Genomic DNA, 13,080 nt, shown 5'->3' with positions numbered 1-13,080 from the left:
ACCAGACGGTTGACATCCAACTAGTTGGTTGGCATCGTGGGGGACGTGCGTTCACCTCACGACGTGTTCTCACCGCAACGGGAGACGCAGCGCTGGGTTCCCCTCGGGCGCATGCTGCCGATCTTCGTGGGGACCTCTGTCGTCGGCGTCGGCCAGACCTACACCGTCATCCCGCTGATGCCGGCCATCGCGCGCGACTGGGGAATCGCGCTGTCGGCCACGACATGGTTGGCGACCGGCTTCAGCCTCAGCTTCGCGATCGGTTTCCTCTTCGCGGGCCCGGCAGCGGACCGGTACGGGCCGCGCAAGGTGATCCTCGTCGGCCTGCTGGGGGCCGCGTTCTCGACGCTGCTCGTCACCTTTGCCCAGAGTCTGCCCGCCGCCGTCGCGTTCCGCTGTCTGCAGGGCGTGACGGTGGCCGCGATCGGCCCTACCGCGACGGCCTACCTCGCGGAGCACGCCGATCCGCGTCGCCGACCGGTAGCGCTCGGCGCGATGAGCAGCAGCGGACTGGCTGCGGCCGTGGTGATGCAGGTCGCGGCCCAGGCTCTTGCTCCGGCGGGCTGGCGTGCGATCTTCGTCGCTTCGTCGGCGGTCATGCTGTTGCTGTTCGCTGCCGTGCTCATCCGCCTGCGCGCTGACACCGCGGAACGCGCGAACACCATGACGACGGCGTTGCTCAGCGTGCCGAGGCTGTTGGCCCGTCCCCGGCTGCTCGCGCTGTATGCCGCGACAAGCACACTGTTGGGAAGTTTGGTCATCGTCTACACGGCGATCGAGATCGCCGGTCCGCCCGCCGTGGCGGACAACCCGACGGCACTTCTCGTTCTCCGCGCCAGCTCGCTGCCCGCTGTGGTCGTCGCGCCCTTCCTGACCGGTATGGCCACCCGGCTCAGCCCCCGCACCAAGGCGGTGCTCGCTCTGCTGGTGGCAACGCTCGGCGCGGCCGCGGCGGGCCTGGTCGGCGGGAACGTGATCCTCCTCGGCCTGGCGCTGCTGCTGCTCGTCGGCGGAATCGCCGTCGCAGCGCCCACCATCCTCGAGTTGATCCACGCAGCCGCGCCCGACGCGATCGGCACAGCGATCGCCCTCTACAGCGCGGCGCTGTTCGTCGGCACGAGCCTCGGACCGCAGATCGCCGGCCTCGCGACGGCCGGGGGCTTCGCCGCAGCGGCACTGACCGGAGCGGCCCTGCTCGTCGTCGGCGTCCTGACCATCTGTGCAGCCGCAGGTCGCAGGCGAGCGGTGCGCGACGCCCCACCGCCGAGCCGTGCGAAGACGCCGAAACGCTGAACGGGGCAAGAGCCGGCTGCGGGCCACCCGTACCGGGCCGTCCGCCGGCTAGCCCGCTGTCACCCGCAGGATTTCGTCGTCCTCGCCGTCGTCGGTGCTCACGTACAGGGCGCCGTCCGGCCCGAGCCGGGCGGCCCGCAGCCTGCCGTGCGTGCCGTCCAGTTCCTCGGGTACCGACACCGATTCCACTTTCTCCCCGGCGTCGTCGAGCCGCAGCAGGAACATCTTCTGCGCCTTCAGTGCCGTCACCGCAAGCAGCCCCTCGAGCTCGCCCCACTGCTCGCCGTCGAGGAATTCCGCCCCGCACAGGGCCTCGGTGTGGTCGCCGGTGGTCCACAGTGGGCGGACGGCGTCCGGGAAGCGTTCGGTGTCGGTCATCGACACGCTTTCGTCGTAGCCGTCGACGGTGCCGCCCTGCGACGGATCCCAGCCGTAGTTGCCGCCGAGCTTCATGCGGTTGACCTCGTCGTCGACGTCCGGCCCGTGCTCGGCGGTGAACACCTGGTCGGTGCCCGGCCGTAGCGCCACACCCTGCACGTTGCGGTGCCCGTACGTGGCGATCCGGCGGGTGTTGGGGTCGGAGCTGTCGGCGAACGGGTTGTCCTTCAACCCCTCACCGGTCTTCGCGTCGACGCGCAGCACCTTCCCGCCGAGGCCCTTCTTGTCCTGCGGATTCGTGCCCACGGCCGCATCGCCCGTGCCGATCAGCAGCTCCCCGTCGGGCCCGTACTCCAGCCGGCACCCGGAATGCCGCCCGCTGTCGTTGAGCGGGATCCCGGTGACCAGCGTTCGCGCCTTCGACGCCGACCTGCCGTCCTCGGCCAGCTTCCACGTCACCACGCGCACGTCGACCGGCTCGCCGCCCTCCTGGTAGGCGTGACACACGGTGAACTCGCGCGTCTTCTCGAACTCCGGGTCGACGACCAGGCCCATCAAGCCGCCTTCGCCGACCGCGTAGACATCGGACAGGTCGGCCTCGACCTGGGTCCGCTGCGCTCCCGGCTTGCCGCCGGACAACAGGGTCAGCTGGCCGGGCCGCTCGGTGACCAGCAGCTCGCCGCCGGGCAGGAATCCGATGTCCCATGGGTGCTCGAACCCCGCGGCGACCCGCTGCACCCGCAGGCCCACGGGCTGCGCGTCTTCCGGCGGCGGTGGGCTCTGCGCCGGCTGCACCGGCGCGCCGGTGCACGCTGCGGGCAGCACGGCGAGCGCAGAAAACACCAGCGCGGGCACGATCCTGGTCATACCGACCATCATGCCCGCGCTGGTGTCCGGTTCGTGTGACCTCGCCGGGAAGCAGCCCGAGGTCAGCAGGCTGGGACTACTTGCCGCCGTCGACCTTGTCCGGCTCGACCCGGAGCACGTAGTCGTTCTCGCCGCCCGCGGTCGTCAGGTACAACGCGCCGTCCGGGCCGATGCGAGCCGCACGCAGCCGCTTGTAGGTCCAGTCCAGTTCCTTCGGCACGTCGACAGCGGTGATCTTGCTGTCCTTGCCTTCACCTTCGACGGTCATCAGGAACAGCTTGGAACCCTTCAGCGAAGTGACCGCCAGCTTGCCTTCGAGCTCGCCCCACTGCTCGCCGTCGAGGAAGACCGCTGCACACAGTGCTTCGGTCGGCTCGCCGGTGGACCACTTGGCGTCCACTGCGTCCGGGAAGCGTTCCTTGTCGGTCATGTCGACTTCGAGCTCCAGCGAGCCGTACTGGCTGTCGTCGGTTTTCTCGCCGCCCTGCGACGGGTCCCAGCCGTAGTTCTTTCCCGGCTGGATCAGGTTGATCTCGTCGTCCCGGGTGGTGCCGTGCTCGGCGGTCCAGATCTCCTTGGTGCCCGGCCGCACCGCGACACCCTGCACGTTGCGGTGGCCGTAGCTGATGACGCGCTCGGCGTTGTCGGTCTTGGCCGAACCGTCCGCCACGAACGGGTTGTCCGGCAGCGCCTTGCCGGTGTTCCAGTCGACCCGCAGTACCTTGCCGCCGAGGCTGTCCTTGTCCTGTGCGGCGTCGAGGTCGTACCCGTCACCGGTGCCGATCAGCAGCTCGCCGTCCGGGCCCACGGTCGGCCGGCAGCCGACGTGCTGACCGGTCGGGCCGAGCGGCAACCCGGTGATCAGGTCCTTGACCTTCGTCGCAGACTTCTCGTCCTCGCTCAGTCGCCAGGTGATCAGCCGGATGTCCTGCGGCTTGCCGTCGGGCGTCTGCGTGGTCTGGCACAGTGTGAACTTCCGCGACTTCTCGAAGTCGGGGTGCAGCACCATGCCCAGCAGGCCGCCCTCGGCCTTCACGTACGGTTCCGGCAGGTCGATCTCGACGTCGGTGACCGTGGTCTGGCTGGGGTCGGTGACGTCGGAGATCTTCTGCCCCTTCTTCTTGGGCGCGATGACCGACAACGTGCCCGGCCGCTGCGGGACGAGCAGGTTGCCGCTGGGCAGGAACCCGATGTCCCAGCCGACCTTCAGTCCCTCGGCCACCTCGGTGACCTTGATCTTCCCCTGCGAGTGCGTGCGCTGGTCGCCGGGGATCGCCCCAGGCGGAGGCTCCTGACTCGACGCGCCGTCCGAGCAGCTGGCGAGCAGCACGGACAGGCCGGCGAGTACGGCTGCAGTCACGCGGAGGCGTCTCATGGGGCGAGTGTGTCAAAAGGGTCGAAAGCCGCCCGCACCCGGGTGTGTCGGGGGTGGTACGTACCCTGTTGAATCGTGCTCTCCGGCTTGTTGTCCGCCGCCCTGTCCACGCCCGGCCTGCGCGCAGTCGTCGACCGTGCGGGGGCCGCTGAGCTCGCTTTGCAGGGTCCGGCGGCCGCGCGGCAGCTGGTGGTGGCCGCGCTGGCCGCGGAGCAGGCGGCAGGGGGAGCGGAGCGGCCGGTGCTCGCGGTGGTGCCGACCGGCCGCGAGGTGGACGCCTTGTCCGCGGCGCTGGCCGACCTGCTCGGGCCGGACCGGGTCGCCGCCTTCCCGTCCTGGGAGACCTTGCCGCACGAGCGGCTGTCGCCGCGTGCCGACACCATCGGCACGCGTCTGCAGGTGCTCCGGCGACTGAAGTACCCGGGGCCGGAGGGGCCCCTGCGGGTGGTCGTCGCCGGTGTGCGCAGCCTGATCCAGCCGATGGCTCCCGGGCTGGCCGACCTGGAGCCGATCGAGTTCGCGCCCGGCGAAGAGCACGAGTTCGACGCCATGATCAACCGGCTGCTCGAGCTCGCCTACACCCGCGTGGACCTGGTGGAAAAGCGCGGCGAGTTCGCCGTGCGAGGCGGCATCCTGGACGTCTTCCCGCCCACCGCGCCGCACCCGTACCGGGTGGAGTTCTGGGGCGACGAGGTCTCCGAGATCCGCATGTTCGCCGTCGCCGACCAGCGCTCGCTGCCCGAGCCGGTGGATCGGGTGGTGGCGGCGCCGTGCCGGGAGCTACTGCTGACCACCGAGGTCAAGGCGCGGGCGGCCGCGCTGCGCGTCGAGCACGAAGCTGACGCGGCGCTCAGCGAAATGCTGGAGAAGCTGTCGCAGGGCATCCCGGTCGAGGGCATGGAAGCGCTCATCCCGGTGCTGCTCGAGGGCGAGCTGGAGCTGCTCACCGACGCGTTCCCCGCGGGCACGCACGTGGTGCTGGCCGACCCGGAGCGGATCGTGGCCCGCGCGCACGACCTGGTGCGCACCGGCCAGGAGTTCCTGGAGGCATCCTGGTCCGGCGCCGCGGCCGGTGGCCAGGCCCCGATCGACCTCGGCGCGTCGGCGTATCGCGACCTGGCCGAGATCGAGCAGCACGCCAAGGCGACAGGCCGATGCTGGTGGACGCTCAGCCAGCTGACCACCGACGTCGGCGACGTGATCGACACCGGCGTGCAACCGGCCCCGGGATATCGCGGTGACTTCCCGAAGGCGGCGAAGGACCTGCGGGCCCACACCGCCTCCGACGGGGCAGCGGTGGTGGTCGTCGCGGGCGCGGGCACAGCGGCGCGTGCAGTGGAGCAGCTGTCCGCCGAGGACGTGCCCGCCGCGCTGGCCGAGAGCATCGGCGAGCCGCCGCCTGCCGGGGTCGTCACGGTCACCCGCGGCACGCTCACCGAAGGCTTCTCGCTGCCGTCGGCAGCGCTGGCCGTGCTCACCGAGTCGGACATCACCGGCCGCGGCGCAGTGGAAACGGAAGCCGCCGTCAAGATGCCGTCGCGGCGCCGCAACGCGGTCGATCCGCTGGCGCTCAAGCCCGGCGACTACGTGGTGCACGAACAGCACGGCATCGGCCGCTACGTCGAGATGGTGCAGCGCACGGTCGCCGGCGCCACGCGTGAGTACCTGGTGCTGGAGTACGCCAGCTCCAAGCGCGGCCACCCGGGTGACCGCCTCTACGTCCCGACCGATCAGCTGGACGCGATCTCCCGGTACGTCGGCGGTGAGCAGCCGACGCTGAACAAGCTGGGTGGCTCGGACTGGAAGAACACCAAGGCCAGGGCGCGCAAGGCGGTGCGGGAGATCGCCGCCGAGCTGATCCAGCTCTACGCCGCACGGCAGGCGTCGCCGGGGCACGCGTTCGGCCCGGACACGCCGTGGCAGCGGGAGCTGGAGGACGCCTTCCCGTACACCGAGACGCCGGATCAGCTGGCGGCGATCGAGGAAGTCAAGGCCGACATGGAGCGCGGCGTGCCGATGGATCGGGTGATCTGCGGCGACGTCGGCTACGGCAAGACGGAGATCGCCGTGCGGGCGGCGTTCAAGGCGGTGCAGGACGGCAAGCAGGTCGCGGTGCTGGTGCCGACCACGCTGCTGGCGCAGCAGCACCTGGCCACGTTCACCGAGCGCATGAGCGCGTTCCCGGTGACGATCAAGGCGTTGTCGCGGTTCACCGACGACACTGAGGCGGAGGCGATCCTGGCCGGCCTTGCCGACGGCGAAGTGGACATCGTGATCGGCACCCACCGGCTGTTGCAGACCGGCGTCCGTTACAAGGACCTCGGCCTGGTCATCGTGGACGAGGAGCAGCGCTTCGGCGTCGAGCACAAGGAACACATCAAGGCGCTGCGCACCCACGTCGACGTGCTGACCATGTCGGCGACCCCGATCCCGCGCACCCTGGAGATGTCGCTGGCCGGCATCCGGGAGATGTCGACGATCCTGACCCCGCCGGAGGAGCGGCACCCGATCCTGACCTACGTCGGCGAGTACGACGACAAGCAGGTCGCCGCGGCCATCCGGCGCGAGCTGCTGCGCGACGGCCAGGTCTTCTACGTGCACAACCGGGTTCGCAGCATCGACAAGGCGGCCAAGCGGCTCGGCGAGCTGGTGCCGGAAGCGCGCATCGCGGTGGCGCACGGCCAGATGAACGAGGACCGCCTGGAGAAGATCATCGAGGGCTTCTGGCGGCACGAGTTCGACGTGCTGGTCTGTACCACGATCGTGGAGACCGGCCTGGACATCGCGGGCGCCAACACGTTGATCGTGGAGCGGGCGGACCTGCTCGGCCTGGCCCAGCTGCACCAGCTGCGCGGCCGGGTCGGGCGTCGTCGTGAGCGCGGCTACGCGTACTTCCTCTACCCGCCGGAGGTGCCGCTGACCGAAACCGCGCACGAGCGGCTGGCCACCATCGCGCAGAACACCGAGCTGGGCGCGGGCATGGCGGTGGCGATGAAGGACCTGGAGATCCGCGGAGCGGGCAACCTGCTCGGCGCCGAGCAGTCCGGGCACATCGCCGGTGTCGGCTTCGACCTCTACGTGCGGCTGGTCGGCGAGGCCGTGGACGCGTTCCGCCGCTCGGCGGGCGCGGAGCCCGCCGACGAAGAGCCGGTCGAGGTCAGGGTGGACCTGCCGGTCGACGCGCACATCCCGCACGACTACGTCACCGGCGAGCGGCTGCGTCTGGAGGCGTACCGGAAGATCGCCGCCGCCAGCCAGCAGGACAAGGCCGACGCGATCACCGAGGTCCGCGAGGAGCTGATCGACCGCTACGGGCAGCCGCCCGCCCCGGTGGAGCGGCTGCTGGCGATCGCCGGGCTGAAGCAGGTGTGCCGGGCGGCGGGCGTCACCGAGGTCTCGCTGCAGGGCAACAACATCCGGTTCGCGCCGATGAAGCTGGCGGATTCCCAGCAGGTGCGGCTCAAGCGGCTGCACCCGAAGGCCATCTACAAGGCGGCCACGTCCACCGTGTCGGTGCCGCGGCCCACCGAAGGCCCCGCAGGTGGCCGGATCGGCGCCCCGCCGCTGCGCGACGACGCGCTGCTGGAGTGGTGCGTGAAGTTCGTCCAGTCGATCACCGGCTGACCGGTTCTCGCCGGTCGCACGCTGCGCATCCGGCTGCCGCGGCCACTTGAGGTGGCGGGTGCCGTCCCACCGAGGCCGGGCGTTATGAGAAGGTATCGCGCTGTGAGGCACTTCATCCGCCGTAGCTGGCTCGCGCTGCTCGCTGTGACAAGTGTGTTGACCCTTGGCGCCTGTGACACCGGGCCCAGGCAGGCAGGGGCCGCCGCCGTGGTCGGGAACACCCAGATCTCGGTGGACTCGCTGCAGCGCGAGTTCAACTGGTTGCTCAAGAACGTCCCGGAAGCCGAGCAGCTCAGGGCGGAGAAAGCGCTCGGCAGAATCACCAGCAACTCGCTGGCCGCGCGTATCCGCCATGAGCTGATCACCGACACCGCGGCCCGGCTCGGCCTGCGGGCCGACCCGGGGGAGGTCGACACGTTGCTCGGCCGCCTCGGCGGGGAGACCGAAGCGGCCAAGCGGCTGCTGACCACACCGGGCCTGGCCAGGGAGCGCATCGAGGACATGCTCCTGCTGCGGGCGATCGGTGATCACTACGTGGACCGGCTGTCCGTGCGCGTCACCGGCACGTTGATCAGCCAGGAGGAGCCTGGCTCGTCGGCGCGGCAGCGTGCGGTCGAGCTGGGCAAGCGCATGGCGGCCACCCCGGGGGCGGCTGCCGAGCTGGCCGAGCGCGGTGACCAACGGCTGCCGGACGAGCTGACGCTGTCCGAGCTGATCGGCACCGACCGGGAAGTCCTGGCGCAGACCCCGCTGTTCTCGGTCGAACCGGGCACCGTGGTGGTGATGCGGCCGAGCCCGCAGAACGGCTCGCTGTGGCTGGTCGCCTTGGTCGAGGACAGGACGGAGACGCAGGGCGACAGCGACCGTTCCTACCCGGACGAGGTGCTGGCCCAGATCGGTCTGCAGATGCTCCGGCCGGCCGCGGAACGGCTCGGGGTGACGGTCAGCCCGCGCTACGGCGTGTGGGACGAGGCAGGCATGGTCATCCTGAACGACGAGGAGCACGCGCAGAACCACCTGTTCCAGGCGAACGGAGTCGAACGGCAGTGACCGCAGCGGTGCCGGGCTCGCCCCTGGGCCCGGTCGTCGTGATCGTCACGGCGGCGGGCGTCCCCGCCGAGGCATTGAGTGCCGTGCGGGCGGCGGACGTGGTCTACTGCGCGCCCGGCGTGGGGCTGACCGTGCCCGGCGCCGAGCCGGCACCGGAGCGGTCCGAACTGCTGGGCGTCGCCGAACGCAAGTCCGTCGTGCTGCTCGCCGCCGATCGTGCCGATCAGGCCGCGCAAGCGCTCGTGGCCGCGGGCGCCAGGGTCGTCGAGCAGCCCACGCCGCCGTTGCAGCGCGCGGTGGAGGTGATGGACACGCTGAGGTCGCCCGGCGGTTGCCCGTGGGACGGCGAGCAGACGCACGAGTCGTTGCGGCGTTACCTGCTGGAAGAGGCCTACGAACTGCTCGAAGCGATCGAGTCTGGCGATCGGCGGGCGCTGCGCGAAGAACTCGGTGACGTGCTGTTGCAGGTGCTGTTCCATGCCCGGATCGCCGCCGAGCACGCAGACGACCCCTTCGATATCGACGTCGTGGCCACCGAACTGGTCGACAAGCTGATCCGCCGTCACCCGCAGTTGTTCGCGGGGGCGGAAGCTGCGCCTACGGCGCAGGCACAAGAAGAGAACTGGCACCGCCTCAAGCAGCAGCAAATGGGCCGCACGTCGACGCTCGACGGGGTGGCCCTCGGGCAGCCTGCGGCGGCCTTGGCGGGCAAGATCGTCGAACGGGTGCTGCGCGCGGACCTGCCCGAGGACCTGCTGTCGGTGGACGGTCCCGGAGCGGAGCTGTTCGCGCACGCGGCGCGGGCCATGCGGGCCGAGCGTGAGCCGGAAGGGGAGCTGCGCGCCGCGGCCAAGCGGTTCGCCGCCCTGGTCCGCAGGGCCGAGCAGGCGGCGCGCGCCGACGGTGCCGATCCGCTGACGATGGGCGCGGACGGCTGGCGGCGATACTGGCCGAAATCGGAGGAGGAAGCCGACACAGCGTCGGCGTGACCGGACGTTCGACACAGACGGGATAACCTGATCGAGTGAGCGAACCGCCACGGCCTGTTGGCTTGCCACTGCGGCTCCGGCCGCCTGTCGCACGCTTGGCGGTCACGGGGCTGGTGATCGCCGTGGGCCTGACGCTGTTGCTGACCATCGGCGTCAACCGGCCGGCCGCCGAAAGCGACGAAGCCGCGTCCGCACATGCCGGATCGCTGCCCGCGCCCAACGCAGCCGCGCCGCCGCGCGGCGTCCCCGCGCCGGTGGACCGCCCGCACGCCTCCGACGAAGCGGAACTGGCCGCGTGGGCGAAGGAGGTCGGCGGCCTGACCGGGATCCCGGTACGGGCGGTCCGGGCGTACGGCCTGGCGGAGATGTGGATGCGCACGGACGCCCCCAAGTGCCGTCTTGCCTGGTCGACCCTGGCCGGCATCGGGGAGGTGGCCAGCAAACATGCGGGCGGCAAGGTCGAGCCGAACGGTGAGCTGAGCGAGCCCGTGGTGGCCGGCGACGGCCGGGTCGGCCCGCTGCACATCACGCCCGCGAAGTGGAAGGCGCACCGTTTCCGGGCGGCGCGGGACCGCGAACGTCCCGATCCGCAGCACATCGACGACGCGGCGGTGACGGCGGCCCGAGTCCTGTGCGCGCAGGGCAATGACCTGACCGGGGCGCGTGCCTGGTGGAAGGCGGTGGCCGCATTCGGCGGCTCGACGAAGTTCGCGCAGCGGGTGTACCTGGCGACGGAGCGGTATGCCAAGGCAAGCGCTGCCGCCGGCCGATGAGGGCGAACGGTGCGGTCGGCGTCTAGGACCGCGCATCCGGCCCGGACGGGCAGAGACGACGTGAGCTACCGCATGCCTCCAACGGGTGACACCGCGCGGCGGCTACGCTGCGAGACGTCAGTCGTGAGAGCGCGTATCGGCAGGTACGAGCTCACCGTGAGCAGGTAGCGAGGAGTGAGCGTGGCGGTAATCGATCAGGTAGGTGCGCGGGAGATTCTCGACTCGCGTGGCAACCCTACGGTCGAGGTCGAGGTGGCGCTGGACGACGGGACGCTGGCCAGGGCCGCGGTTCCCTCCGGCGCCTCGACAGGGGAGCACGAAGCGGTCGAGCTCCGCGACGGCGATCCGCAGCGCTACAACGGCAAAGGGGTCGAGAAGGCCGTTGCCGCGGTGCTGGACGAGATCGCGCCCGAGCTGGTCGGTATCGACGCGGTCGACCAGCGGATCGTGGACCAGAAGCTGGTCGACCTGGACGGCACGCCGGACAAGTCACGGCTGGGTGCCAACGCCATCCTTGGCGTGTCGCTGGCGGTGGCCAAGGCGGCCGCGGATTCGGCGGGCCTGGAGCTGTACCAGTACCTGGGCGGCCCGAACGCGCACGTGCTGCCGGTGCCGATGATGAACATCCTCAACGGCGGCGCACACGCCGACACCGACGTGGACGTGCAGGAGTTCATGATCGCCCCGATCGGCGCCGAGTCGTTCCGTGAGGCGCTGCGCTGGGGCGTGGAGGTCTACCACGCGCTCAAGTCGGTGCTGAAGGCCAAGGGGCTGAGCACCGGACTCGGCGACGAGGGCGGTTTCGCGCCGAACCTGCCGAACAACCGGGCGGCGCTCGACCTGATCGTCGAGTCGATCAAGAAGGCCGGCTTCACCCCGGGCAGCGACGTGGCGCTGGCGCTGGACGTCGCCGCGACCGAGTTCTTCGCCGACGGCTCGTACAAGTTCGAGGGCAACCAGCGCACCGCGGCCCAGATGGGCGACTACTACGAGGAGCTGCTCGACTCCTACCCGCTGGTGTCGATCGAGGACCCGCTGGCCGAGGACGACTGGGACGGCTGGGTGGAGCTCACCGCCCGCGTCGGCTCCCGGGTGCAGCTGGTCGGCGACGACTTGTTCGTCACCAACCTGGACCGGCTGGAGGACGGCATCGCCCGCCGGGCCGCCAACGCGTTGCTGGTGAAGGTCAACCAGATCGGCACGCTGTCGGAGACGCTGGACGCCATCGCGCTGGCCACCTCCTACGGCTACAAGTCGATGATCAGCCACCGGTCCGGCGAGACCGAGGACACCACGATCGCGGACCTGGCGGTGGCCAGCGGTGCCGGGCAGATCAAGACCGGGGCGCCGGCTCGTGGCGAGCGCACCGCGAAGTACAACCAGCTGCTGCGCATCGAGGAGAACCTGGCCGACGCCGCGCGGTATGCCGGTGACCTGGCCTTCCCCCGCTTCACCGCGAGCGGGTCGAACGGCTCCGACGGTGCGAACGGATAAGGCAGGACGATGACCCGGGCGAAACCTGACCAACGGCGGGCCCCACGGGGCACGTCGCGTCGCCCGGAGCTCACGCGCGGCCGGCCTCGGCCCGGCCCGAGCGCCGCGACCCGGACCCGCGCCAGGACGACCGTGCGGGCCCGGGTCGCCGAAGGCGTGCGCAGCAAGCGGCTGGCCGGGGCGGCGCGTGCGCTCGGGTTGACGTCGACCCGTCGTGCGGCGATCGCCGCCCTCGTGGTGTGCGCGCTGGCGTTCACCCTGGCGGTGCCGCTGCGCACGTATCTGGCGCAGCGGGCCGAGGTCGCCGAACAGGAAGAACTCAAACAGCAGCTGGTCGGCAAGGTGGCCGAGCTGGAGCGCAGGAAGCGGGAGCTGTCCGATCCCGCACACATCGAGGCCGAGGCGCGCAGGCGGTTGCGGTACGTGATGCCCGGTGAGACGCCTTACATCGTGCAGCTGCCCGGGGACGCCTGGACGGACGGCACCAGCGAGCCGGGCAAGCGGGACAAGGTCGACGAGGCGTGGTTCGAGAAGCTGTGGGCCGGGGTGGCGAAGTGAACCAGGCGCGCCCGGTGCCGGCGAAGTGACCCCAGCCGACCAAGTAGTCTCGACGGCCATGCGCAGGGAATTCGAGCCGGTGACCGACGCGGACCGGGAGGTGGTCCGCCAGCAGCTGGGCCGGCCGCCGCGGGCGATGCGGGCCATCGCGGCGCGCTGCCCGAGCGGGCATCCCGCGGTCGTGCAGACCAACCCTCGGCTGGAGGACGGCACACCGTTCCCGACGCTGTACTACCTGACCTGCCCGCGGCTGTGCTCGCTGGTCGGCAGGCTCGAGGCCAGCGGGATCATGCGGGAGATGACCGCGCGGCTGGCGACCGACGACGAGCTGGCCGCGGCGTACCGGCGGGCGCACGAGCAGTACCTGGCGGAGCGGGACGCGATCGAACCGCTCGGCCACCAGGTCACCGCGGGAGGCATGCCCACGCGGGTCAAGTGCCTGCACGTTCACCTGGCCCACCGGCTGGCGGTGGGGCCCGGCGTGAACCCGTTCGGCGACGAAACGTTCGACCTGATCAGCAAGGACTGGCCGGCAGGAGACTGCGCCGCCGAATGACCGGCCGCACACCGGGCCGGTAGGTTCGCGAACGCGTCGTGGCGTCCGGGCGCGACGTCCACCGGGAAAGCTCGTTCCCTGCCGCCGTGGCGTCCACCGGGAAAGCTCGTTCCCTGCCGCCGT

The 13,080-nt window shown here is 70.9% G+C and carries 10 protein-coding genes; 8 read left to right on the top strand and 2 right to left on the bottom strand.

The features are described 5' to 3' along the window. Positions 1 to 111 precede the first annotated feature (111 nt). Positions 112 to 1,293, top strand: a complete 1,182-nt coding sequence (locus CXP56_RS02845) for an MFS transporter (protein WP_286899692.1) — start codon at positions 112 to 114, stop codon at positions 1,291 to 1,293. 48 nt (positions 1,294 to 1,341) lie between these two features. Here CXP56_RS02845 and CXP56_RS02840 read toward each other — a convergent pair whose 3' ends face one another. Both CXP56_RS02840 and CXP56_RS02835 read right to left on the bottom strand, forming a co-directional pair. Continuing rightward, entirely contained in the window at positions 1,342 to 2,538 is a 1,197-nt protein-coding gene (locus CXP56_RS02840; protein WP_286899691.1) for a PQQ-dependent sugar dehydrogenase, read from the bottom strand. 76 nt (positions 2,539 to 2,614) lie between these two features. Next, positions 2,615 to 3,913, bottom strand: coding sequence for a PQQ-dependent sugar dehydrogenase (locus CXP56_RS02835; RefSeq protein WP_286899689.1), 1,299 nt, complete (start codon positions 3,911 to 3,913; stop codon positions 2,615 to 2,617). A 75-nt stretch (positions 3,914 to 3,988) separates the two neighbouring features. Here CXP56_RS02835 and mfd point away from each other — a divergent pair, with 75 nt between their 5' ends. The 7 genes from mfd (at position 3,989) to CXP56_RS02800 (ending at position 12,957) form a co-directional block, all read left to right on the top strand. Beyond that, positions 3,989 to 7,537: a transcription-repair coupling factor gene (mfd, locus tag CXP56_RS02830; protein ID WP_286899687.1), complete on the top strand. Its 3,549-nt coding sequence runs from the start codon at positions 3,989 to 3,991 to the stop codon at positions 7,535 to 7,537. 207 nt (positions 7,538 to 7,744) lie between these two features. Then, complete coding sequence (locus CXP56_RS02825; RefSeq protein WP_028847595.1) at positions 7,745 to 8,587, top strand: hypothetical protein; 843 nt, start codon at positions 7,745 to 7,747, stop codon at positions 8,585 to 8,587. Next, positions 8,584 to 9,576 carry a nucleoside triphosphate pyrophosphohydrolase gene (locus tag CXP56_RS02820; protein WP_286899683.1) on the top strand — a complete coding sequence of 331 codons (993 nt, stop codon included), beginning with the start codon at positions 8,584 to 8,586 and terminating at the stop codon, positions 9,574 to 9,576. Before CXP56_RS02825 ends, CXP56_RS02820 begins: the two co-directional genes overlap by 4 nt. Before the next feature lie 35 nt (positions 9,577 to 9,611). Beyond that, the gene (locus CXP56_RS02815; protein ID WP_286899681.1) at positions 9,612 to 10,349 is read left to right on the top strand and encodes a lysozyme family protein; all 738 of its coding nucleotides are present in this window, start codon (positions 9,612 to 9,614) and stop codon (positions 10,347 to 10,349) included. A gap of 180 nt (positions 10,350 to 10,529) precedes the next feature. After that, positions 10,530 to 11,843 carry a phosphopyruvate hydratase gene (gene eno, locus CXP56_RS02810; protein ID WP_028847598.1) on the top strand — a complete coding sequence of 438 codons (1,314 nt, stop codon included), beginning with the start codon at positions 10,530 to 10,532 and terminating at the stop codon, positions 11,841 to 11,843. A 132-nt stretch (positions 11,844 to 11,975) separates the two neighbouring features. Further along, positions 11,976 to 12,401, top strand: a complete 426-nt coding sequence (locus CXP56_RS02805; RefSeq protein ID WP_245566642.1) for an FtsB family cell division protein — start codon at positions 11,976 to 11,978, stop codon at positions 12,399 to 12,401. Between the two features lie 58 nt (positions 12,402 to 12,459). Beyond that, entirely contained in the window at positions 12,460 to 12,957 is a 498-nt protein-coding gene (locus CXP56_RS02800; RefSeq protein ID WP_028847600.1) for a DUF501 domain-containing protein, read from the top strand. The last annotated feature ends 123 nt before the right edge of the window (positions 12,958 to 13,080 follow it).

It is taken from the genome of Thermocrispum sp., from assembly GCF_002919275.1.
Taxonomy (GTDB): Bacteria; Actinomycetota; Actinomycetes; order Mycobacteriales; family Pseudonocardiaceae; genus Thermocrispum; species Thermocrispum agreste.
Note: the sequence above shows the minus strand (reverse complement) of the source record. Positions and strands in the feature narration are given on the sequence as shown.